Consider the following 21,442-nt stretch of genomic DNA (forward strand, 5'->3'; position numbering starts at 1 on the left):
GGTCGAGGGAGGTCGACGGCAGTCGAAACCGTTCAATCATCGGTCCTGTCTTCCGTCGATTGTTGCTGGCTGATATCCATACAGAGCTGTCGATAGCCGTCCCCGTCGGCCAGTTCCGAGGTCGTTTCCTCGAGGCGGACGCGTAATACGGCGATCCGATCCTCGAGTCGTGCGTACTCCTGGCTGGTGAGGCGTTCGGCCTCGGTTTTCCGTCCGTCGAGCAACACCTTCTTTGCCGAGACGGCGAAGAACTCCTGTAACTGTTCGTCGTAGGCCGACCGAAGCAACAGCCCTTCGATAACCTCGATCAACTCCGCTTTCGAAACGGGTTTGACGAGGTAATCGTCGAACCCCATACTGACGATGTCGAAGTCCGGTTCTATCGCCGTTACCATCGCGATCCGGCAGTCGAGACGCTGTTCGCGGATCGTCTCGAGAACGAGATCGCCCGACAGGCCCGGCATTCGTCGGTCGAGTAACACGACGTCGATCCCTTCGTCGATGGACTCGAGCGCCTGATTCCCGTCGTAGGAGATCTGGACGTCGTATTCGTCCTCGAGTCGCGACGCATAGAGGTCCGCGAGGTCGGGTTCGTCTTCGACGATGAGGACGGACGAGTGATCGGTGGCCATCAACGGGTTCCTCCGGTATCTCGTTTCGAGGTGCGTACCGTGAGTACATTAAAATATCGGGTCTTCGGGGGAAAACGAGTCGCTACTCGAGGCCGTCTTCGATCGTCGAGCGCAGCGACCGGATCTCGCTCGCCGTTCTGGAGAGCGTTCGGTCACCGACGGTGCACTCGAGAGCACCCTCGTCAGTCGGCGCTCCGAGCGAGACGACCGGCGCGACGCCCTCGAAGGCGTCCCGGACGTCGTCGGGCGCGGTCGTCTGGATCAGCGCACGACCCGGCTGTTCGTGGAACAGCGCGTCGGCGCAGTCGTCGCTCGAGCCCGCCTCCGGGATCGTGACCGCGAGGCCGGCGTCGTCGGAGATCATTTCCGCGAGCGCAACGGCGAGGCCACCGTGGCTGACGTCGTGGACGGCGATCGTCTCGTCGGCGTTCGCCACCGAGGTTAGTGTCTCGATGATCGCGGCCGGCCGCTCGGGCAGGGCGGGGAACCGGTCGCCGCCGTCGAACTGAGCGAGGTACTCGGAGCCGCCGAGCCCGATCTCCCCGGCCTCGAGGGCGGAGTCACCGATCAACAGCAACTCGCCGCCAGCGGTCGCGTCGACCGAGAGCGCCGGCGCATCGTAGCCCGCTTTGGTCCCGACGAGCGCGAGCGTCGGCGTCGGTGGGATCGGTCCCGCGACGGAATCGTTGTACAGCGAGACGTTCCCGCCGACGACGGGCGTCGAGAGAGTCTCACACATTTCCGCGAGCCCGTCGACGATTCCGGTGAATCCGCCGTAGACATCGGGCTTTTCGGGGTTTCCGCCGTTCAGGCAGTCGACCGCAGCGAGCGGCGTTGCACCCTTGGCCGCCACGTTAGTCGCGTTCTCGAGGGCGATCGCCCGAGCGCCGTCGACGGGGGCAGCGCTGGTCCAGTTCGGCGCGCCACCGGTCGAGATGGCCAGTCCCTGACCCGCTTCGCGAACCGCGATGATAGCCGCGTCGTCGCCGGGTCCGACGGTCGTCCGGATGCCGACCTCGTGGTCGTACTGGCGGTAGACCCAGCGTTTCGAGGCGGTGTTCGGACTCGAGACGACGGCGTCGAAGGCCGCCTCGAGATCGGTCTCCGGCCGATCGGATTCGGGTTCGGCGGGTTCAGTGGCGGGCAGATCGTTCATCGGTGCGCCTTCTCCGAGGAACTCCGCGTCGACGTCGACGACCGCCTCGCGGCTCGCGGAGTCGTCTTCATCGCTCGAGTCATCTCCCGTCTCGCTCCCGTCGAACGTACAGACGTAGTTTCCGTCGGTGACCTCCCCGATGACCGAACAGCCGAGATCGAACCGATCAGCGATCGCCGCGACGCGCTCGACGTTGTCCGGTTCGACCTCGTAACACATCCGCTCCTGGGATTCGGCCAGCAGGATCTCGAGGGCGTTCATGTTCGGTTCTCGCTGGTGGACGCGATCGAGTTCGATGTGTGCCCCGAGACCACCTTTCGCGACCAGTTCGCTCGAGGCACCGCCGAGTCCGGCAGCGCCGAGGTCGCGCGCCGATTCGATCAGTCCCTCGTCGACGAACACTTCGTTGGCCTCGATGAGGAGCTTTTCCGCGTACGGGTCTCCGACCTGAACTGCCGGCCGGTCCTCGGTCTCTGCGTCCTCCGCGAGGTCCTCGCTTGCGAAACTCGCGCCGCCGAGTCCGTCCCTTCCGGTCGCGTTGCCGACGAGGACGAGTTTGTTCCCGGGCTCCTGTGCGAGGGCAGTGACGAGGCGTTCTTCGTTCGTAAGGCCCACACAGGCGACGTTCACGAGCGGGTTCCCCTCGTAATCGGGGTGGAAATCGACGCTTCCCGCGACCGTCGGGACGCCGATACAGTTGCCGTAGTGGCTGATGCCTTCGACGACGCCCTCGAAGAGGTACTTGGAGTGTTCGCGCTCGAACGCACCGAAGTACAGCGAGTCCGCGAGGGCGATGGGGTAGGCCCCCATCGACAGCGTATCGCGGACGATTCCGCCGACGCCCGTCGCAGCACCATCGAACGGATCGACGTAGGACGGGTGGTTGTGACTCTCGATTCCCATCGTGATGTAGGTTCGTTCGTCGGACTCCCCGTCACCCGCGTCGGGCAGTGCGACCACCGCCGCGTCGTCACCGGGCCCGATGACGACCTGCTCTCCCTCGCTTTCGAACGCGGAGAGGAGCGGTCTCGAGGAGCGGTACGCGCAGTGTTCGCTCCAGAGGTTCTCGAACAGCGCCGCTTCCGCCGGCGTCGGCTCTCGCTCCAGTTCGGAAACGACGAGCTCGCGGTCCGAATCGGCAAGACTCATTCGTGTCGGTGATGGAAGCGGGGTAGTAAAGGGGTTTCTATGTGCACGCTCGTGCATGGACGGACACGCTCGTCGGGTGGCTCTGTGGCCGGCGAAAGGGAGTAGTCACCGGTCGAGAAAGACCGATAGATGGGATCTTTCGCAAGGTTATTTTGAGCGGGTCACTTTTTGTGCGTACTACTCATGAGAACGTCGTTACAAACGATCGAAACAGGGGTGGCGGGTCTCGACGAGATTCTTCAGGGTGGTCTTGTCACGGGCAGGCTCTATCTCGTCGTTGGACTCCCGGGAACGGGAAAGACGCTCCTCGGCATGGAGTTCCTTCGAACCGGATTAGAGGCCGACGAAACCGTTCTGTTCGTCCACGGCGAGGAGTCACAGCCGGAGATCCTCGCGAACGCCTCGAGTTTCGGCATCGACCTGTCGGACGCGGAATTTCTCGATCTCGGTCCCGATTCGGACTTTTTCGACGACGACCACTCCTACGATCTGGTCGACTCTCGAGACGTCGAGTCGGAGCAGTTCATCGCGGATATCAGGGCTTCGATCGAAGAGATCAACCCCGACCGGGTGCTTCTCGATCCGATCTCACAGCTCCAGTACATCGAACCGTCCGAGTACCAGTTTCGCAAGCGCCTGATCTCGTTTATGCGATTCCTGAAAGGCCGCGGTACGACGGTAATCGCCACGAAAACGCCCGAGGGGTCTCGCGGGGACAACGAGGTCCGATCGCTGAGCGACGGGATCGTCGAACTCGAGCGCGGGGACGGTGGCCGTCGGATCGCTGTTCCGAAACACCGGGGAATCGGCCAGCGAGACGGAACGCACGGGCTCGAGATTCGCGGCGACGGATTCGAGGTGTATCCGAGCTTGCTGCCTGAAGGCCACCACGACGAGTTCGGGCCGGAGCTCATCTCGTCGGGCATCGAAGAACTCGACGCCCTGTTCGGCGGGGGTCTCGAGCGCGGAACGGCGACGTTCATCAGCGGCCCGACCGGCGTCGGCAAGACCACGACCGGGATTCAGTTGCTCTCGGAGGCCGCCCGAACGGGTGATACGCCCGTCGCGTACCTCTTCGAAGAATCACCGAAGACGTTCATCCACCGTTCGGAGTCGATCGGGATACCGGTAACGCAGTTACAGGCGGACGGTCTGCTCTCGGTCGAACCAGTCGAGCCGCTCGAGTTGTCCGCAGAGGAGTTCGCACAGCGCGTCAAACGGCGAATCGAGACTACCGAAACGAAGACGGTGATGATCGACGGCGTCGACGGATACAAGATATCGATCCAGGGTGACGAGTCGGAACTCGGCCGGAAGCTCCACGGATTGATTCGGTACCTAAAGAGCATGGACGTCGCCGTGATCCTCCTCGACGCGACCGACCAGGTAACCGGCATGCCCAGCGCGACGAGCGCCAATATCAGCTACATCGCGGACAACATCGTCTTTCTCAATTACATCGAGACGGACGGCGAACTTCGAAAGGGAATCGGCGTCCTGAAAAAGCGCGCGGGCACGTTCGAAAAGACGGTCAGAGAGTTCGCCATCACGTCCGATGGGATCACCGTCGGGAAGCCACTCACCGACGTCGTCGGAATTCTCGAGGGAACGCCGACGGAATCGATGACGGTGGCCGACGACGTAACGTACCGGACCGAGTGAGTACAACGGTGAACTGATATGACAACGACCTCCGTTGGCCGAACCGGCCCGTCTACGATACAGCTACTCGTCGACGACGACGCGAACAGCGACGCGCTCTCCGAACTCCTCGAAGAACGCTACTCGGTCATCGGAGCCGACGCCGAATCCGACGGCGACCTCTATCTCGTGGACGATAGTTCCTTTTCGACGCACCGCGACCGGATCGAGGATCTCAAGTCCGGTTCCGGACCGTCTTTTACTCCGGTCGTCCTCGTTCGCCGGAAGGGGACCCGGGTGAACCTCTCGCTTCCGGGCGAGAGCAGCGAGTCCGGCCCCCCGCTCGTCGACGAGGTGATCGATGCGCCCGTTCGAAAAACAGTCCTGTTTCGACGACTTTCGAACCTCCTCGTTCGTCGACAGCAGTTTCGGCGACTCGAAGACCAGAACGACCGTCTAGAACGGTTCGCAAGCGTCGTGAGCCACGACCTTCGGAACCCGCTTCAGGTCGCATCCGGTCGCCTCGAATTGCTCGAGGCGTCGGTCCCCGAGTCCGACCGCGAACACCTCGAGATCGCCCGCGAATCACTCGATCGGATGGACGACCTCATCGACGACGTCCTGGGACTCGCTCGAGCCGGAAAGACGATCGAGGAGACGACCGCCGTCGTCATTTCCGACGCCGCCAGACGCGCCTGGACGGTCGTCGAGAGCGACGCGGCAGATCTGAACGTTCCCGAGAGATCGGCTGCGATCGTCGCTGACGCGGATCGGCTGTCGTCGGTGTTCGAAAACCTCTTTCGGAACGCTATCGAGCACGGACGAAACGACGTGGCCATCGAGGTCGGAGTGACCGACACCGGGTTCTACGTGGCCGACGACGGTCCGGGAATCCCGTCCGAGGAGCGCGAGCACGTTCTAGAGCGAGGATACACCACGTCGGACGACGGAACCGGGATCGGTCTCGACATCGTCACGAGCGTTGCGGACGCCCACGGTTGGACGGTCTCGGTCGGTGAAAGCGACGGTGGCGGCGCTCGCTTCGACGTGAGTGGCGTCGACCGGCCGGAGTGAAACGGTCTCCGTGACGAGCGGAATCCGCACCGGACGGAGACGGTGGGGCTACGATCAGGCCTCAGAGAGCGTGGCGTCGATCTCGTTTGCGAGCCAGACGGCGGGCGGAAGATCCTCCTCTTCGACGAACCGCGTTACTTCCTCGCCGTCGCCGTTTAGCCCATCGGGTGCGCGTTCGACGACGACCGTCGGAATGTACTCGATTCCGTACTCCTCGACGCCGGGGCCCTGCTTGTCCTGGTCGACGGGAATCTCCTCGATGCGATCCGCGGAAACGCCGGCTGCCTCGAGTGCAGCGCCGAGATTCGGAAGGAGTTTCCGGCAGTCCTTACACCAGTCGCCACCCCAGACGCGGTACACCAGTTCGTCGGTGTGCGATTCGAGCGTGTCGACGGCATCCTCGTAGGACGCGGCGTCCCACGCGGGGTTCGGTTGCATGGTCTCGAGACTCATGCCCGCGGGTTAGTCGTCCGGTGGCTTAACGGCCCTGCTTCTGTACCGTTCGTCAAGTGGGCAGGGACGCTCCGTTCCGGTGCTGTCTCAGAAGGGAGCCCGGCGTTCGAGACACCGGCACGACCTGCCTCCGTCCAGCAGCGGTTTACGTCTCGACTGCTTACGCCAGGGCAATGAAGGGAAGTATCCTGGACACGATCGGTTCGCCGCTCGTCCAGGTCGACTCACCGGAAGGGGCGACCGTCGCCGCCAAGGTCGAATCGTTCAATCCCGGGGGCTCGGCCAAGGACCGACCGGCCGTGCAGATGATTCGATCGGCCGAACGCGACGGGGAGATCGAACCCGGAGACTGGCTCGTCGAGCCGACCAGCGGGAATACCGGAATCGGGCTCGCGCTCGTCTGTGCCGCTCGAGGATACGACCTGACGATCGTCATGCCAGCCGACAAATCGGCCGAACGCCGGCGGATAATGGCCGCCTACGGGGCCGAACTCGAGTTGATCGACGGCGACATGACGGATGCCCGCAAGCGCGCCGACGAACTCGAGGCCGACGGAGCGACGCAGCTCGGTCAGTTCGACAACCCGGCCAACCCGGACGCCCACTACCGGACGACCGGCGAGGAGATCGTCGAACAGGTCGACGAACGCGAGGTCGACGCGTTCGTCGCTGGCGTCGGAACCGGTGGCACGATCTCGGGGACGGGCAGACGGCTCCGCGAGGAGTTTCCAGACGTAGAGATCACCGCCGTCGAGCCGGCCCGCAACCCCATCCTCTCGACGGGCGAACCCGGATCCGACGAGTTCCAGGGAATGGGTCCCGGCTTCGTCAGCGAGAACCTCGATCGGGATCTGATCGACCGCGTCGAAACGGTAAAACTCGAGGACGCCGAGGACGAGTGTCTCCGTCTGGCCCGCGAGGAAGGGGTTCTCGTCGGTCAATCCAGCGGCGCGACGAGTCTGGCCGCCCAGCGGATCGCTCGCGAGATCGCCGATCCGGACCTCGAGTGTCCCGAGGTCCCCGGCGCGTTCGACAGTCCGCAGCCGGCCTCGCCCGAGACCGACGGCGGCGAACTCGAGGACTGTCCGCTAGTCGTGACGGTATTCTGGGACAGCGGCGAGCGGTATCTCTCGACCGGCTTGTTCGACTGAGTCTGTTCGACCGAGCCGGTTCGACCGATACGGACTGCTGTCAGTTTGGTCCAGCGGACCGCAACCGCTGGCGGTTGCACGAGATCTGGGCACGACTATTCGCACGAACTCCTGTTTTTCCGTCTCACGGCGAGTATTCGGCCTCGGTGAGCCTGACGACGAGCGTCTCCTCGACGTCGCGGAGGTCGTACTCGGGAAGGTCGCCGTCCACCCGACGGACGTACAGCGGTTCGACGAGCCGGCGGGACGATCTGGAGGGGACGTGCGACTCCGACGCGATGGCTTCGTCCTCGGCGGTCGTCTCCCGTCCGTCGGTCGCCACCGACTCGTCGGACTCGCCGGACGGCGTGGCGGGTTCCTCGAGTCGCTCGAGACCGTAGATCTTGCAGAAGGCGTCTGTTTCGCCCGGATCGATCTCGCCGTTTCGGAGCGCTCGAGCGAGCGAGCGCGAGAGCCACTCCTCGTCGCTGATGCTCGGTTCCTGAACGAGCGCCTCGTCGACGAACCGGGTGAGATACCAGTCGAGATCGTTCAACAGCGAAACGGCCGCGCCGATGCTGACGGTTCGAACCGCGATCGAGTTCTCGAACGGGCGCCGCAGATCGTAGGTCGCGAGCGCGTCGCGCGAGGTCTCGCGCGAGAGGAGTTCATACTGGAGATTACAGTCGGGATCCCCGATGAGACAGACGCGGGTCACTATCCAGTGATGCGGACGGTTTGGTAATGTGGGTTTCGTCTTTATCGGACGGTCACGGCTCGACGAGTTCCGCGTTCATCGCCGCCTCTTCGGCTCGCTCGAGCAGGCCGTCCGGTTCGGCCTCGAGGAGCGGCTCGAGACGAGCGTTCGTCTCGGCTCGATCGGGCGCGACGCGGTTACAGCCGGCGTCGATCGTCGAGTCGGTGTAGGTGCCGATCTCACGGGCCATGGCGACGATCTCCTGTTTGTCCCTGGTGAGCAGCGGCCGGTGGATCGGGAGGGACGTCGCGCGACTGGTCACGCCCAGATTTCGAACCGTCTGACTCGATTTCTGTCCCACCGCTTCGCCGGTGACGATGCCGTTTGCGTCGACGCGTGCTGCGAGCGTCTCGGCGGCGCGATAAAAGAACCGACGCAGCGAGAGCATCCGACCTTCCTCCATCGACCCGACGAGGAGCTCGACCACGTCGCCGCCGGGAATGCGGTAGACCTGTGCATCGAAATTGGGGGCATACCCAGACAGCGTTCGGACGGTTTCCATCGCCCGCGCTTCGTGATCGACCCCACCGTAGGCACCGAGATCGACGTACGCCGGAACGATCGGACAGCCTCGTTTCATGATCTCGTAGGCGGCGACCGGCGAATCGATCCCGCCGCTCACCAGTGCGATCACCGGCTCCTGGCTCCCGAGTGGGAGCCCACCGGGTCCGGCAACCGTCTCGAGGTAGACGAACGCGAAGTCCTCCCGAACCTCGACGCCGAAGGTTAGATTCGGATCGTCGAGATCGACCGCGGGCTCGAACTCGTCTTCGACCGCCTCCCAGATGGCCGTCCCACCCTCTCGAGCGAGATCCTCGCTGGTGTACGGCAGGCGCTTGTCCGCCCGTCGCGCGTCGACCGCGAACGTTCCGCCGTCGTAGCGTTCTCGTGCCGCCGTCTCGAGAGTCGCCAGAATCTCGTCTTTTTCGGTGCTCGTCGTCAGAACGGAGCTCGCTGAAACGACGCCGAACGCGTCGGTGGCAGCGTCGGTTGCGGCCTCGACGTGTTCTTCGTCGGTGTGGACCAGCGGCCGGTTCCACCGTCGTTCGACCTCGCCGGGAATCGATCGGTCCTCGAGGAGGGCCGTGAGGTTCTCCGCGAGAATGTCCTCCATGTACCGCTTGACGGTGTTACTTTTCGTGTTGACGTCCCCGTGGCGGACGAGGACAGTATCGGCTCCCGGCGGATGCATGGTCGGGGATAGACGACCCGAGCTATAAGGGGATTGCGAGGGCGTGCTGGTGGATTTTCGGGCTCACCCGATCGACCACGAGCCGGAACGCGATATCGACGGGCGCATCGAGCGCTCGGACGAGACCGTTACCGACGGTATCCGCTGATTGGAACGGGTTGACAGGACATATATCGACGGTCGGTGACGTGACTGTTAGAATGCTCACACGACGAGGCGAACGGTTCTTTACGTACGAGGAGCCGCTCCGATTTTTCGGCGTCGAACTCGGCCGGATCATGTCGGTGATACGGCTCTCGAGTGGCGGACTCTTCGTCCAGTCGCCGGCCGAGTTGACCCCCGAACTGAAAGGCGCGCTGGACGAGCTCGGCGAAGTTCGGTTCGTCGCGGCGACGAGCAAGCTCCACGGCCACCTCTACATGGAGCAATACAGGGAGGCGTATCCGGACGTCGAACTGCTCGCCGCACCGGGTCTCGCCGCGCGTCGGACCGATCTTCGGTTCGATCACCTGCTGGGCGATGTGCCGGACCCGCGATGGAGTACCGACGTCGATCAGGTCGCGATCGACGGCCACCGGTGGCTGACCGAAGTCGCCTTCTTCCACCGACCGAGCCGGACGATCGTTCTCGGTGATCTCGGCTTTCATATCGACGAGAGTAGTCCGCTGAAAACCCGCCTCGTCGCCCGCGGCTTTCGAATGTACAGGCGGCTCAGTCCGCCGATCGAGGTGCGTCACACGATCGCAAACGAGGCGACGTTCCGACGGTCGATACGGGACGTCCTCGCCTGGGAGTTCGACCGCGTCGTTCCCGGCCACGGCACGATCATCGACTCCGGCGGGAAACGGGCGGTTCTCGAGGGATACGACTGGCTGCTCGAGTAGTCGTACTCGACCGTTACCGCACTCTCGATCGAGTCTCCTTGCGAACTGTCGGACACCACGGTCGGTTCTGGCTGCTCGGGTGCGATCGATGAGTGAATCGTTTCAACGACTGCGATAGTGTCTCAACGATTGTGAAGGTCGAACGTAGCGCTGCTCGAGGTGAAGCCGACCGGTTTGGCCCGGAAGCCGGCCGTCAGAACGTCGAGAGTTCGCCGTCGATGACCCGACGGGTGATTCCGGTGACGTCGGCGAGTTCGCGGTCGACGATGGCTTCGACTTCGTCGTCGACGTCGGAGAGGGAGACGCCGTCGGCGGTGACGACGTGGACGTCGGCCACGTGTGGTTGATCGATCGGACGGCCGATCTGGCTGAGAAGCCGCACTCGAAGGTCGCGAATGCCCGGAACCTCCTCGACGACGTTCTCTGCGATTTCCGTCGAGAGCAGGTTGTAGATCTTCCCGATGTGGTTGACCGGGTTCTTGCCGCTGGTGGCTTCCATCGACATCGACCGATTCGGCGTGATGAGGCCGTTCGATCGGTTTCCGCGGCCGACGGAGCCGTCGTCTCCCTGCTCGGCGGAGGTCCCGGTGACGGTGAGGTAGATCGAACCCGACTCGTAGTCGTCGGCCGTGTTGACGTGGACGTCGACCGCGCGGTCCGTGTGTTCGTTAGCGACCGCCGCCACGAACTCGCGAACGGTTTCGACCGCATCCGCGTAGGCGTCCAGATCGTCGATGTGCTCGTCGATCATCGCCGCGGCGACCGTCACGTCGATCTTGTCGCCTTCGCGTTTGCCCATGAGCTTCACGTCGGGACCGAGATACGGATTGTCGGCGGCGAACTCGCCGTTGAGCCGACGTTCGGCCTCGTGAACGATCCGCTCGGTCTCGGTCAGTGGTGCGTGGCCGACGCCGAAACTGGTGTCGTTTGCCATCGGGACGCGGACTTCGTCCTCACCGAAGACGTCCTGCAGATCGCCGCTGCCCTCACCGAGTTTGACGTCGACGACGATCTCTTCGCCGTACTCGAGCTGGGGAATCGTTTCCTCGATGTACTCTCGAGCGGCACGCAGTGCGATCGTCTCGGTCGGAATCGTCTGCCCGTCGTAGTGTTTGGTCGCGCGGCCAACGATCAACAGATAGATGGGATCGACGACCTCGCCGCCACCGAACGCGGGTGCGGCCTCGCCCGCGACCAGCTGGGTTTCGTCGGTGTTGAAGTGAAGCACCTCGCCAACTCGCTCGAGGTACGCGCGGGCGAGTGCGCCGGCGACGCTCTCGGCAACGCCGTCACAGATCGAGTCGGGATGTCCGATCCCCTTTCGTTCGACGATTTCGACTTCCTGATCCTCGACTGCCTGACGGTCGATCGGCTCGACTCGAATGTTCCGCTCGCTCATTACCGGGTCTTTGCGGAGCGAAGTTCTATAACTTGCGGAAACAGATTCGGTCCGGAAAATTCTTGGTAGTAATACACCGGCGGATCGCCAGTGCAATGGGGCGCTCATACGGTCCGCTGTAACTGTTTACCGGCGCACTCGGAACCCGGTCCCCGAATACGCCGGTACTGACTTACAGCAGACCGTATCACGACTCGAGCGAAAGCTCGAGATAGGAGGTCCGGATCTGGTTCGTCGGATCGAGTCCGATCAGCTCGAGAACCGCGTAGGCACCGTCGCGAGCGGGCTCGAGGTCGGTTTCGGCCTCGACGTCGGTTTCGACTTCGAGGAACTCCCCCACGCCGTCGACGGTATCGAGCGTAATCGTGTACTCGCGATCTGATGTGGTGGCGTCGAAAGTAGTGGTGTCGGGAGTGGCGTCCGCGGGTGTCTCGAGGACGTCCACGAGTCGGATCACGAACCGTTCTCGCTCCTTTCGGACGGTCGCGGCGGCCTCGAAGCCGAGATTCGTCAGGATCCCGGCCACGGTCTCTCGGCTGGCCACGGTCGTCTCGAGTTCCTTTCGGGTCTTCGACTCGTCGTCGACGAGCGGGCCCTTGTAGGTGAGCCTGGTTTCGTTGGTCCCCTCGGTCGGACGTTCCGTCCGGATTCGGAGCGCCTCGTCCGTGTCGGGAAACGAGCGGTGTGGCGCGTCGTAGTAGCTGTCGGTCTGGACGACGGTCCCATCGGACGCCACCTCGAGTTCCTCGAGACGCGACCGGACGGAGGCGAGATCCGCGGGGACCTTGACTTCGACCTCGTACATGTTCATCAAGAGGGTGGTCGATCCTAAGTATCGGTCGCTCTCGAGCCAAAGCGTCGTACTTAAATGTCGACGGCGGGACGTACAACGTATGACCGAGGAACAGGAGGCCGAGCTAGAGGAGCAGGCCGATGACGTCGATGAAGAAGTAGATGAAACCGCCGACGAAGCCGACGGGCTTCAGAACGGCGATTTCGTCGAGATCGAGTACACCGCGTACACCGTCGAGGGTGAGCAGCTGGTCGACACGACCGACCCCGACGTCGCGGAAGAGGAGGGTGTCGACGCCCAGGGCCAGGAGTTTAAACCCCGAACGATCAGCCTCGGAGAGGGCCACATCTTCGAGGGCGTCGAAGAAGCGCTAACCGGGAGCGAGGCCGGCGATTCCGGAACCGTTACTATCGATTCCGAAGACGCCTTCGGAGAGTACGACGCCGACAACGTCGAAACCGTCAGCGCCGAGAAGATCGCTGAGGACGACCGCCATCCCGGCGCGAACGTCCAGATCGATGGCCGACAGGGCTACATCAGCACGATCATCGGCGGCCGCGCTCGCGTCGACTTCAACCACCCGCTCGCGGGTGAGGACGTCGAGTACGAATACGAGATCGTCGACGTCGTCGACGACCGCGAACAGCAGGCTGCCGGCCTGTTCGAGATGTACCTCGGCCTCGAGCCGGAGCTGTGGATCGAGACCGACGAGGTCGAAGAGGAAGTCCCCGTCGAACCCGACGAGGACGGCGAGAGTTCGGAGGAGCCGGACGAAGGCGACGAGCCAGCCGAGCCGGAGTTCGAAACGGAGGTCGTCGAGAAGGAGACGCTGTATCTCGAGGCGACGCCCCAGATGACGATGGACCAGCAGTGGATGATGGGCAAACAGCAGATCGGTCAGGACATCATCGAAAAGATCGGTGTCGACCGCGTCATCGTCCAAGAAGTTATCGACGGGATGGGTGGCATGGGAATGCCCGGAATGATGGGCGGCATGGGCGGTATGGGCGGCGGCGATATCGAGGAGGCACTCGAGGACGCCGACGTCGATGCCGACGAGATCGTCGAAGAGCTCGAAGGCGCAGAGGAGTAAGCGACGACGCACTCGAGTTCGACTACTGTCGTTTTCGGGGCCGAGGGTTCGAGTGGACGATCACGGAAGCCAACGACCGAGCGACCGCTTCGACGGCCAGACTCGAAGCGGAAACTCCAGTCACCTTCCCGGAAACCGAGGCGGGATCACGCGATATCGCGACTCGTGTCGATCGCGACTTCTTCCGTCAGTTCGAGTTTGACCGTGTCGGTCGGCTGATCGCCGTGGCGAAACTTCGGCACCGTGAGATGGTTCTCGAGTTCCGTCCCCGCGATTTTCGTCCGGAGATCGAACACTGCATCCACGGCGTGATGGGTTCGAACCCTGTTTGCAGGCACGGTATCGCCCTTCAGACAGTGTACCACCGCGAGACTGTCGGTCTCGAGCATTCGGGACTTCAATTCGTTGAGAAAGGTGGTGTACTCGTCGGTGTCGGCGCGTTCGAGGACGTCCATCGTATCGATGATGAGGTTTGCACCGTCGGGCAGCGCTTCGATCAGCGTGGTCGCCTCCTCGAGGGGAGAGTCTCCCGTGATGTGTCGAATCGTCGGGCTGCCGACTGACGAGGGGGAGCTTTCGATCGCATCGCTGATGGCCTCGTCGGAGCGCTCGGTCGAGAGGTAGAGCGTTCCGCGTGCTGCGGTGAGTTCGTACAGCAACAGCTCGGACTGGCTGGCCGGGCTGGCGGTGAACGCGACGACACAGCCCGGCGGAAGTCCGCCGCCCAATTTACGGTCCAGCACGTCGATCCCGGTTTCGAGGCGCTCTCCCATTCAGATGTGGTGGATTTCTCCAGTGGCCGCATAATTCTTTGCCTTTGATTCCGGCCCAAAACGAACGGTCGGCGGGACTCGAGAGGCTGTCGGGGAACACTCGCCCTCGCGAGCGAAGTGTTATATAATCGACTCCGAATGGAGGGATTGAAGGGGAACGCAAGAGCGTACACGAACGAATGCGACACGAACATCTCATCACGAGCAAACAACTCTCGCGGGCCGACATCGAAACCGTTCTCGATCACGCTGCAGCGATCGATGCCGATCCCGAAATCGTCGCAGGTCGCCACGCGGGAACGCTGCTCGGGCTCCTGTTTTTCGAGCCGAGTACGCGGACGAAAATGAGCTTCGAGACCGCGATGAAACGTCTCGGTGGCGACGTCGTCGACATGGGTTCGGTCGACTCCTCGAGCGTCAAAAAAGGCGAGACGCTCGCGGATACGGTCCGCGTCATCGACGGCTACACGGACGCACTGGTGTTGCGCCACCCGAAACAGGGAGCGGCGACGATGGCGAGTGAGTTCGTCGACGTCCCGCTGTTGAACGCGGGCGATGGCGCTGGCCATCATCCGACGCAGACGCTGCTCGACCTGTACACGATCCGGGAGAACGCCGGGCTCGACGACCTCACGATCGGCATCATGGGCGACCTGAAGTACGGACGAACCGTTCACTCGCTCGCCTACGCGCTGACGAACTTCGACGCACATCAGCATTTCATCAGTCCGCAGAGCCTGCGGCTTCCCCGAGAGGTCGTCTACGATCTCCACCAGGCGGGCGACGGTGCGGGCGTTCGCGAACACGAAACACTCGAGGAGATCCTCCCGTCGCTCGACGTCCTCTACGTCACGCGGATCCAGCGCGAGCGGTTCCCGGACGAAAACGAGTACCAACAGATCGCGGGTGAGTACCAGATCGACCTCGAGACGCTCTCGGTTGCGGGTGACGAGCTGACCGTGATGCACCCCCTCCCCCGCGTCGACGAGATCGCATCGGAGATCGACGACACCGAGTACGCGGCGTACTTCGAGCAGGCACACAACGGAGTTCCGGTTCGAATGGCGCTGTTGGATCTGCTGTTGGAGAGCAACGGAGGTGACACCGGTGAGTAACGATCACGAACTCCGCGTCAGCAAGATCCGGCACGGAACCGTTATCGATCACGTTCGCGCGGGTCAGGCGCTCAACGTTCTCGCGATTCTGGGGATCGACGGCGGCGACGGGGAGGAGGTTTCGGTCGGTATCAACGTTCCGTCCGATCGGCTGGCGCGAAAGGATATCGTCAAGGTCGAAGACCGAGAGCTCAGCCAGGACGAGGTGGACGTTCTCTCGTTGATCGCACCCGACGCCTCGATCAACATCGTTCGGGAGTACGAAGTCGTCGAAAAACACCGCGTCGAACGTCCCGACGCCGTCGAAGGCGTCCTCTCGTGTCCCAACCCGGGCTGTATCACGACGGGTGGCGAGCCGGTGACGTCCCAGTTCGAGGTGCTCGAGGACGGAGTTCGATGTGCGTACTGCGGGACGATCACCAGAGAGGAGATCGCCTCGTTGATCGACACCTGACCGGAGGATTCGTTGGGTGTGTGAATCGTTTCATACGGTCTGCTGTAAGTCAGCACCGGCGTATCCGGTGACCGGGTGCCGGGTGCGCCGGTAAACAGTTACAGCAGACCGTATCAGTCGGTACTCTCGTGTTCATCACGAGAAAACTGTCCAGAATATCTAAGTGGATACCGCACCTTCGTCTAATCGTACATGTCGCGTACACTCAAGATTGTGGTCGCCCTGGTCGTCGTCGCCGTCCTCTGGAAGGTCCTTATCGCCTCCTCGGACGTCGAAGAGATCGAGTACGACCCCGTCGATTCCGTCGAATAGATCGCTAACCGAACGGCTTACGGCGACGGCGTCGTACCCTTTGGGTATGTACGGCGTCGTCACCCGTAACGCTGAAGAAGTCCGCTGGCCCGAGTTCGATCGCGGCTGTTACGAGGTCAAAGACGTGACCGGACGGTCCGCCGAACCGATCGAAGACGGCGTCAACATGGTGTCGTGTTTCGGTGACAACGCCGCCGCGGACGCCGATCCGTCACTCGTGCCCGTCGACGACCTCGGACGGCCCGCGACGCGAGACAGGACGTACTTCGACTGGGACTACATCTGCCCCAGTCGGCGGGACTATCGAACGGGACTACTCGAGGTCGTCGACGACTGTGTCGAGGCAAACGAGGACGTTCGACTCGACGACGTTGGATTCCCGCGATCGGAGTACTGTCGCTGTGGCGTCTGCGAACGAGCGTTCGACGAGAGCGACTTCGAGGACAGACTCGAGTGGCGCGCACGCGTCATCACTGGGTTCGTCGCGGAGGCGGCGTCACGAATCCCCGGTCGAGTCTATCTGACGCTGTATCCAGACCCTTACCCCGGTCATCTGTACGAACGATCCGGCCTCGACCTCGCTGCTCTCGAAGAGTACGTCGACGAGTTCGTCGTCCCACTGTACGACACGGCCTACGAGACGACGTACTGGCTCGAAACGATCGCAAAGGGATTCGAAAGCGCACTCGAGACGCCGTTTTCGATCGAACTGTACGCCGTCAACGTCGATATCGACAATTTGATCCACGCACTCGACGTCGCCAACGAGTACGGTAACGACGTCTTCTTCGGGTACGATGCGACCAACGCGAAGGCGGCGATACGCCGGATGCGAGCCGACGACAGGGAGGGAGTAACCCACGGCGAACCGGGCTCTGAGCCGTGACGGCGACCACGAAGCGGACGTCGAACGACGAGTTCGATGCGTTACCCGAGCAGGAACGGGATGTCCGATGAAGCGGCGATCTCTCATTGTCGGTTCTGTCGGCCTGTGCGGTCTGAGCGGGTGTCTCGATGACTCGAGCGTAGACGAACCGAGCGATTCGACGGCCACGTCTTCCGATGACGACTCCCTCGAACCACCGTTTACGATCAGGACGGTCGACGCGCCGGGAAGTCCAGCCGGCGAGATGACGGTTCCGCGATCCGGAGCGCTTCTCGTCAACTTCACTCGAATGGCGTGTCCGACGAGTGCAGAGATGCTCTCGACGCTGGGAACGGTCTCTGATACGCTCTCAGACGACCACGATCACGATTCGGGCGACGCACCCGTTCGATTGCTCTCCGTTACGGACCCGACCCGCGGTCTTTCCCCTTCCGAAACCGAGCTAGCCGAGTGGTGGGACGATAACGACGGGAGGTGGCCGGTCGGTATCGACTCCGATGGCAGGCTCAATCGGTATTACGACGTTGCCGGTTTTCCGATGACGATTATTATCGATAGCGAGGGGACGGTCCACTGGCGAAACAGGCGCGGGACGACCGCAAACAACGTCCTCACTGCGATCGATACCGTTCTCGAGGACGGATCGGACTGACGAATGCGGTCGCGTCACCCATCCCGTTCGACGCGTGTTTCGGGAATTATCGAGTTTCGTCGCCGGGAAGATGATTGCCCGATTGCATCTCCCGATAGGTCGTACAGGCCGGACAGCCGTGGACGACGTCGCCGTTGTCTCCGAACACCCGGGCGAATTGCTGCGTAACGTGCGTACCGCAGTTTCGACAGCGGGCACCCGCCGTGGACGATTCCATTGGCCGCCAGTTCTGGGACCTCATGGTACGACCGAGGGAAGCAAACCTGAATAAAGGACGCAGACCGTTCACCCACCCCGATCGAGCGGATTGGCAGAAATATGCGGTTTCCGGGGATGGTTCGCCCGACAGAATCCACCAGACACCGTATTTCGGATCGACCGTCCGTTCGACCTCAACGTGAGTTCAGATAAGTTGACTTGCATTCGACGGGCAAATCGAGCATTGATCGCTCGGAACGCGAGCCGAAATGAGAGATTTCGTCATCGAAAGCAGACATTTCAGATCGTAAGATCATCCTTCGGAAGAGAAGGTCCCTCGTTATAAAATACCTCTCTCGCCTACTGCTCGAGTCGCTAGACGTGATCGAGGACGCAGGACAGCAGTTCGACAACGTCTCGGATCGGCCCCTCTCGTCGAAGAGAGCGAATCGAGCGAATCGGTTGGAGAGGACTACCTACGATAATGTCCACCAAAGCAAGTAATACACGACCCGACCAGACTGGCGATCCCGAAGCACAACTCGACGTGCTCGGAGATACGTGTGCACGAACGATCATCGTCGCAACGAGCAACGGCCCCAAGACGGCAAAAGAGCTGACTGAACGTACCGAAAGTTCATCGGCCACCGTTTACCGCCGAATTAACAGCTTGCTCGAGAGCGATCTCCTGGCCGAATGCATCCGATTCGAGGAGGACGGATCGCACACGACCGCCTACGAGGCGACGGTCGAACAGCTTACGGTCCGGATCGATCCGGACGGTATCAACGTTTCGCTGTCACGTCTCGAGGAGTGACCGCGCTGGCCGAGGAGTTGCCATCGGACGATCGAGAGGAACGTTCGTCGTCGACGTTCTCGAGCGCATCACAGTCCCAAAAACGGAGAGTTTAGCGAGCCGAACGAATAGTGAAAGCATACCGAACAGGTCTGTATGATACGGATAACAAATATCTACTCAGTGGAACGGTCACTGTGATTGAGCAATGCACGATCTGACCGGCTTTCAGCGAGACCTGCTGTACGTGATCGCGGGTGCGGATCGACCGTCGGGCCAGACAGTCAAAGACGAAGTCGAGAAGTACTACAGCTCCGAGATCAATCACGGTCGCCTGTACCCAAATCTCGATACGTTGGTCAACAAAGAGCTGGTCGAAAAAGGACAACTAGACAGACGAACGAACTACTACGCGATCACGGACGATGGAAGACAGCGAATCGACGAACGCCGCGAGTGGGAACGACAGTACGTCGACGTGTGACGATCACTCGCCGGTCGCGCCGTGATCATCCGCTGGTTGATAACTCGGACATAACAAAGCGCTAGCGAACGGAAGTTGGCTTCGACAATGCTGTCTGATCCGTTCGCGGCTAACCGAACTGTTGTTCGAAGAATCACGGGGCCGTATCGATGAGCTTTGGGACGGAGACACGGACCCGGCTCGAGTCCGTGCGCCGGTATCCGTCAGATCTCGCGGCCGTCTCGGTGCTCGCGGTGTTCTCGTACGTCGTGATCGCGTCGGTCCCCGATGGAAACGTCGTCCGGCTGTTTCTGGTCGTCCCGTTCGCGCTCTTTCTCCCGGGCTATGCGGTTGCGTCGATTCTGTTTCCGGCGGGCAGCCGTGACGCACGGGAAACGGCGTCGGGCGATCTCGAGCGACGGACCGGTGGAATCGACCTTCTCGAGCGTCTCGGACTGTCGTTCGCGCTGTCGCTTGCGGTCGTCCCGCTGGTCGTCCTCTCGGTCGCGGTGACGGAGTGGGGCCTCGGAACCGAATCAGTCGCGGCGGGGATCGGCCTCGTCACCATCGCGCTCGCACAGATCGGGGTCGTTCGTCGCCTTCGGACGCCGGAGTCGATCCGATTTAACCCCTCGTCGATCGTGACGGCGATCCGCGCTCGACGCGACCACGAGTCCCGACTGACGCTTTCTTCGGTCCTGCTCGTCGTTGCGATCGGGACGGCAGTCGGCGCGTTGCTCTTTGGGTTCTTTGCGCCGGCCTCAGCGGGCGGCTTCACCGAGCTCGGATTGTACTCCGAAACCGACGACGGCGAGCTCGTGGCTGGCGAGATCCCGAACGAAATCGAACCGGGCGAGTCGGTCCCGGTCACGGTTTCGGTCGACAATCAGGAAGGGGACGATCGAGAGTACGCGATCGTCGTCCAGCAGCAATCCGTCGAAGCGGGTGAGGTGACTGAGCGAACGGCAGTCGGTGAGATCGAACTCGAGGTTCCAAACGGTGAAACCGAAACGATCGAACCGGAGATCACGCCGGATGCGGCCGTCAACGAGACCGTTCGAATCAGCGTACTCCTCTACGAGGATGGCGACGTTCCGGCGATACCCACGAACGAAAACGCAGACCAGGAAACGTACGTTTGGGTGACCGTCACTGAGGACCCAGAGGCTGCGGACGATTGACATCCCCCGCATTGAATCGGAGTCGTTTTCCGTGACTTGTGGCACCACCGCCGCGTCGTAACGTTTCGTACCACCGCCGCATCGTGACGTTTCGTACCACCGCTGTGAGTTCGCCGGAGAGGGTTCTGTGGGATCGTTGGGAGGACTCGCCCGCGAATCGGGGCGATAACACCTCTGGAGACAGGCACATCCGAACGGCGGATACGTTCAGCTTCCAGCGCGGTTCTAGTTAGCGCTAGGCCGGCTGGAGCGACCGTGGCGACAGGAGAGTGGACGTCTCGGCCCGTCTCGTTCGTTCGAGAAACGGGGTTCGACTCGAGGACTACCGACTCGCACGGACGAACGGGACCTCGAGATCGGGTCGGCGGGAAACGTACTGGGCGACCGATAGCGCGAAAACGACGAGACAGAGGCCGAGCGCGACGACAGGGACGACCTCGTTCGTCGCCGGACCGATCGAGAGCCAGCCGAGACCGAACGCGATCACACCGACCGTGGCCGCCGTCACGTAGAGACGGTGCCATGGGCGCTCGCTCCCGAGACGGCGGTCGAGGTACGGTTCGAAGACTTCCTCGCTCGGGAGGAGTTCGATCGCGTGCGCTTCGGGGTCCCAGTCGACGATCCCGTGGTCCTCGAGCATCGGCAGGTGGGTCTGATAGAGCGAAATGTACACCCGCCGCCGTTGCGTGCGGGTGACATCGTCCGGAGGAGTGTCGTTCTCCCAGGCAGCGACCTGTTCGACGAGCGGTGCGAGGTCACAGGATCCACCCTTGCGTTTCAAGTACTGAACGGCATGTCGTCTTCGGGCGTTGCTGAACACGTCGAACAGCTCGGCCTGGGTGAGTTCGTGTTCAGACATGGGTTCCCTCGCGTTCCCGGGCCGAAAACCGGCCGGGCGTGGTCGGATACCTCACGACCTTGACTGCCACATGCTCTCCCTTTACTATCTCACGGCTACCCTCTCGAAAGCCGATTATACCGGTTAGCGGTCGTGACTGACGCCTAATCCGACGTTTCCCGGTATCTGACCGACGAGCGGGGGGAATCCCACGATGGCGCGAGCAATACCGCACTACCGGTTCCGTGGTTCAGCGAAGCTGTAGTTCGTCACTACGGATCCGTCAAGGCAGGGATAACAAAACCTCGTTACCGGCTGTATCAGGACGATTCCCACCCGGGTATCGAGTAACCGATGACACAGCGCTACCGACGACGACGATCACGAGTTCGATCACCGACGACAGGCCCTCCCTCGAGGC

The 21,442-nt window shown here is 62.3% G+C and carries 22 protein-coding genes; 12 read left to right on the forward strand and 10 right to left on the reverse strand.

The window, feature by feature from the left end:
- Positions 1 to 32 precede the first annotated feature (32 nt).
- Together EA462_RS04270 and purL are read right to left on the reverse strand one after the other, a co-directional pair.
- The gene (locus EA462_RS04270; protein ID WP_124177336.1) at positions 33 to 632 is read right to left on the reverse strand and encodes a response regulator transcription factor; all 600 of its coding nucleotides are present in this window, start codon (positions 630 to 632) and stop codon (positions 33 to 35) included.
- Positions 633 to 714: 82 nt separating this feature from the next.
- On the reverse strand, positions 715 to 2,937 hold the full coding sequence (purL, locus tag EA462_RS04275; protein WP_124177337.1) for a phosphoribosylformylglycinamidine synthase subunit PurL: 2,223 nt from the start codon (positions 2,935 to 2,937) through the stop codon (positions 715 to 717).
- Between the two features lie 183 nt (positions 2,938 to 3,120).
- On the opposite strand from purL, the gene EA462_RS04280 reads away from it, so the two are divergent.
- Positions 3,121 to 4,599 (forward strand): ATPase domain-containing protein, encoded by a 1,479-nt coding sequence (locus EA462_RS04280; protein WP_124177338.1) that lies wholly within the window; start codon positions 3,121 to 3,123, stop codon positions 4,597 to 4,599.
- Positions 4,600 to 4,617: 18 nt separating this feature from the next.
- Positions 4,618 to 5,652 (forward strand): sensor histidine kinase, encoded by a 1,035-nt coding sequence (locus EA462_RS04285; RefSeq protein WP_124177339.1) that lies wholly within the window; start codon positions 4,618 to 4,620, stop codon positions 5,650 to 5,652.
- Positions 5,653 to 5,706: 54 nt separating this feature from the next.
- Here EA462_RS04285 and EA462_RS04290 read toward each other — a convergent pair whose 3' ends face one another.
- Positions 5,707 to 6,105, reverse strand: coding sequence for a TlpA family protein disulfide reductase (locus EA462_RS04290; RefSeq protein WP_124177340.1), 399 nt, complete (start codon positions 6,103 to 6,105; stop codon positions 5,707 to 5,709).
- A 173-nt stretch (positions 6,106 to 6,278) separates the two neighbouring features.
- On the opposite strand from EA462_RS04290, the gene EA462_RS04295 reads away from it, so the two are divergent.
- Positions 6,279 to 7,256: a PLP-dependent cysteine synthase family protein gene (locus tag EA462_RS04295; protein ID WP_124177341.1), complete on the forward strand. Its 978-nt coding sequence runs from the start codon at positions 6,279 to 6,281 to the stop codon at positions 7,254 to 7,256.
- A gap of 124 nt (positions 7,257 to 7,380) precedes the next feature.
- Here EA462_RS04295 and EA462_RS04300 read toward each other — a convergent pair whose 3' ends face one another.
- Positions 7,381 to 7,953: a DUF5804 family protein gene (locus EA462_RS04300; RefSeq protein WP_124177342.1), complete on the reverse strand. Its 573-nt coding sequence runs from the start codon at positions 7,951 to 7,953 to the stop codon at positions 7,381 to 7,383.
- Between the two features lie 52 nt (positions 7,954 to 8,005).
- Entirely contained in the window at positions 8,006 to 9,184 is a 1,179-nt protein-coding gene (locus tag EA462_RS04305) for a tRNA sulfurtransferase (RefSeq protein WP_124177343.1), read from the reverse strand.
- 200 nt (positions 9,185 to 9,384) lie between these two features.
- On the opposite strand from EA462_RS04305, the gene EA462_RS04310 reads away from it, so the two are divergent.
- Positions 9,385 to 10,068, forward strand: a complete 684-nt coding sequence (locus EA462_RS04310) for a DUF4336 domain-containing protein (protein WP_124177344.1) — start codon at positions 9,385 to 9,387, stop codon at positions 10,066 to 10,068.
- A gap of 193 nt (positions 10,069 to 10,261) precedes the next feature.
- On the opposite strand, the gene EA462_RS04315 is transcribed toward EA462_RS04310, so the two are convergent.
- Together EA462_RS04315 and cyaB are read right to left on the reverse strand one after the other, a co-directional pair.
- Entirely contained in the window at positions 10,262 to 11,467 is a 1,206-nt protein-coding gene (locus EA462_RS04315; protein WP_124177345.1) for a methionine adenosyltransferase, read from the reverse strand.
- A gap of 187 nt (positions 11,468 to 11,654) precedes the next feature.
- Positions 11,655 to 12,272: a class IV adenylate cyclase gene (cyaB, locus tag EA462_RS04320; RefSeq protein ID WP_124177346.1), complete on the reverse strand. Its 618-nt coding sequence runs from the start codon at positions 12,270 to 12,272 to the stop codon at positions 11,655 to 11,657.
- A gap of 88 nt (positions 12,273 to 12,360) precedes the next feature.
- On the opposite strand from cyaB, the gene EA462_RS04325 reads away from it, so the two are divergent.
- Entirely contained in the window at positions 12,361 to 13,353 is a 993-nt protein-coding gene (locus EA462_RS04325) for an FKBP-type peptidyl-prolyl cis-trans isomerase (protein ID WP_124177347.1), read from the forward strand.
- Positions 13,354 to 13,499: 146 nt separating this feature from the next.
- Here the strand turns inward: EA462_RS04325 and EA462_RS04330 are convergent, their stop codons facing one another.
- The gene (locus EA462_RS04330) at positions 13,500 to 14,126 is read right to left on the reverse strand and encodes an RAD55 family ATPase (RefSeq protein ID WP_124177348.1); all 627 of its coding nucleotides are present in this window, start codon (positions 14,124 to 14,126) and stop codon (positions 13,500 to 13,502) included.
- A gap of 179 nt (positions 14,127 to 14,305) precedes the next feature.
- Between EA462_RS04330 and pyrB the strand changes: the two genes are divergently transcribed.
- From pyrB to EA462_RS04350, 4 genes are all read left to right on the forward strand, one after another.
- Positions 14,306 to 15,241: an aspartate carbamoyltransferase gene (gene pyrB / locus EA462_RS04335; protein WP_124177349.1), complete on the forward strand. Its 936-nt coding sequence runs from the start codon at positions 14,306 to 14,308 to the stop codon at positions 15,239 to 15,241.
- Positions 15,234 to 15,695, forward strand: coding sequence for an aspartate carbamoyltransferase regulatory subunit (pyrI, locus tag EA462_RS04340; protein WP_243641362.1), 462 nt, complete (start codon positions 15,234 to 15,236; stop codon positions 15,693 to 15,695). The genes pyrB and pyrI overlap by 8 nt, the downstream gene beginning before the upstream one ends.
- A gap of 358 nt (positions 15,696 to 16,053) precedes the next feature.
- Positions 16,054 to 16,893, forward strand: a complete 840-nt coding sequence (locus EA462_RS04345; RefSeq protein ID WP_124177351.1) for a hypothetical protein — start codon at positions 16,054 to 16,056, stop codon at positions 16,891 to 16,893.
- A 67-nt stretch (positions 16,894 to 16,960) separates the two neighbouring features.
- Positions 16,961 to 17,545 (forward strand): TlpA family protein disulfide reductase, encoded by a 585-nt coding sequence (locus EA462_RS04350; RefSeq protein ID WP_124177352.1) that lies wholly within the window; start codon positions 16,961 to 16,963, stop codon positions 17,543 to 17,545.
- Positions 17,546 to 17,591: 46 nt separating this feature from the next.
- On the opposite strand, the gene EA462_RS17190 is transcribed toward EA462_RS04350, so the two are convergent.
- The gene (locus tag EA462_RS17190; protein ID WP_165872017.1) at positions 17,592 to 17,762 is read right to left on the reverse strand and encodes a DUF7563 family protein; all 171 of its coding nucleotides are present in this window, start codon (positions 17,760 to 17,762) and stop codon (positions 17,592 to 17,594) included.
- A gap of 465 nt (positions 17,763 to 18,227) precedes the next feature.
- Here EA462_RS17190 and EA462_RS04355 point away from each other — a divergent pair, with 465 nt between their 5' ends.
- The 3 genes from EA462_RS04355 to EA462_RS04365 all read left to right on the forward strand — a co-directional run bounded on the left by EA462_RS04355 (position 18,228) and on the right by EA462_RS04365 (position 20,183).
- Positions 18,228 to 18,560: a helix-turn-helix domain-containing protein gene (locus tag EA462_RS04355; protein ID WP_124177353.1), complete on the forward strand. Its 333-nt coding sequence runs from the start codon at positions 18,228 to 18,230 to the stop codon at positions 18,558 to 18,560.
- Between the two features lie 187 nt (positions 18,561 to 18,747).
- Positions 18,748 to 19,023 (forward strand): PadR family transcriptional regulator, encoded by a 276-nt coding sequence (locus tag EA462_RS04360; protein ID WP_124177354.1) that lies wholly within the window; start codon positions 18,748 to 18,750, stop codon positions 19,021 to 19,023.
- 149 nt (positions 19,024 to 19,172) lie between these two features.
- Positions 19,173 to 20,183, forward strand: coding sequence for a DUF1616 domain-containing protein (locus EA462_RS04365; RefSeq protein WP_124177355.1), 1,011 nt, complete (start codon positions 19,173 to 19,175; stop codon positions 20,181 to 20,183).
- A gap of 322 nt (positions 20,184 to 20,505) precedes the next feature.
- On the opposite strand, the gene EA462_RS04370 is transcribed toward EA462_RS04365, so the two are convergent.
- Positions 20,506 to 21,042, reverse strand: coding sequence for a DUF7344 domain-containing protein (locus EA462_RS04370; RefSeq protein ID WP_124177356.1), 537 nt, complete (start codon positions 21,040 to 21,042; stop codon positions 20,506 to 20,508).
- Positions 21,043 to 21,442 lie beyond the last annotated feature (400 nt).

The sequence above is a fragment of the Natrarchaeobius halalkaliphilus genome (assembly GCF_003841485.1).
Classification (GTDB): Archaea; Halobacteriota; Halobacteria; order Halobacteriales; family Natrialbaceae; genus Natrarchaeobius; species Natrarchaeobius halalkaliphilus.

Excerpts from the sequence above, each read along its gene's own strand:
- cyaB (WP_124177346.1), bottom strand. The coding sequence starts at position 12,272 with ATGTACGAGGTCGAAGTCAAGGTCCCCGCGGATCTCGCCTCCGTCCGG.
- EA462_RS04350 (WP_124177352.1), top strand. The coding sequence starts at position 16,961 with ATGAAGCGGCGATCTCTCATTGTCGGTTCTGTCGGCCTGTGCGGTCTG.
- purL (WP_124177337.1), bottom strand. The coding sequence starts at position 2,937 with ATGAGTCTTGCCGATTCGGACCGCGAGCTCGTCGTTTCCGAACTGGAG.
- EA462_RS04280 (WP_124177338.1), top strand. The coding sequence starts at position 3,121 with ATGAGAACGTCGTTACAAACGATCGAAACAGGGGTGGCGGGTCTCGAC.
- EA462_RS04330 (WP_124177348.1), bottom strand. The coding sequence starts at position 14,126 with ATGGGAGAGCGCCTCGAAACCGGGATCGACGTGCTGGACCGTAAATTG.
- EA462_RS04305 (WP_124177343.1), bottom strand. The coding sequence starts at position 9,184 with ATGCATCCGCCGGGAGCCGATACTGTCCTCGTCCGCCACGGGGACGTC.
- EA462_RS04290 (WP_124177340.1), bottom strand. The coding sequence starts at position 6,105 with ATGAGTCTCGAGACCATGCAACCGAACCCCGCGTGGGACGCCGCGTCC.
- EA462_RS04310 (WP_124177344.1), top strand. The coding sequence starts at position 9,385 with ATGCTCACACGACGAGGCGAACGGTTCTTTACGTACGAGGAGCCGCTC.
- EA462_RS04285 (WP_124177339.1), top strand. The coding sequence starts at position 4,618 with ATGACAACGACCTCCGTTGGCCGAACCGGCCCGTCTACGATACAGCTA.
- EA462_RS04295 (WP_124177341.1), top strand. The coding sequence starts at position 6,279 with ATGAAGGGAAGTATCCTGGACACGATCGGTTCGCCGCTCGTCCAGGTC.
- EA462_RS04365 (WP_124177355.1), top strand. The coding sequence starts at position 19,173 with ATGAGCTTTGGGACGGAGACACGGACCCGGCTCGAGTCCGTGCGCCGG.
- EA462_RS04355 (WP_124177353.1), top strand. The coding sequence starts at position 18,228 with ATGTCCACCAAAGCAAGTAATACACGACCCGACCAGACTGGCGATCCC.
- EA462_RS04325 (WP_124177347.1), top strand. The coding sequence starts at position 12,361 with ATGACCGAGGAACAGGAGGCCGAGCTAGAGGAGCAGGCCGATGACGTC.
- EA462_RS04270 (WP_124177336.1), bottom strand. The coding sequence starts at position 632 with ATGGCCACCGATCACTCGTCCGTCCTCATCGTCGAAGACGAACCCGAC.
- EA462_RS17190 (WP_165872017.1), bottom strand. The coding sequence starts at position 17,762 with ATGGAATCGTCCACGGCGGGTGCCCGCTGTCGAAACTGCGGTACGCAC.
- EA462_RS04370 (WP_124177356.1), bottom strand. The coding sequence starts at position 21,042 with ATGTCTGAACACGAACTCACCCAGGCCGAGCTGTTCGACGTGTTCAGC.
- EA462_RS04360 (WP_124177354.1), top strand. The coding sequence starts at position 18,748 with ATGCACGATCTGACCGGCTTTCAGCGAGACCTGCTGTACGTGATCGCG.
- EA462_RS04315 (WP_124177345.1), bottom strand. The coding sequence starts at position 11,467 with ATGAGCGAGCGGAACATTCGAGTCGAGCCGATCGACCGTCAGGCAGTC.
- EA462_RS04345 (WP_124177351.1), top strand. The coding sequence starts at position 16,054 with ATGTACGGCGTCGTCACCCGTAACGCTGAAGAAGTCCGCTGGCCCGAG.
- pyrB (WP_124177349.1), top strand. The coding sequence starts at position 14,306 with ATGCGACACGAACATCTCATCACGAGCAAACAACTCTCGCGGGCCGAC.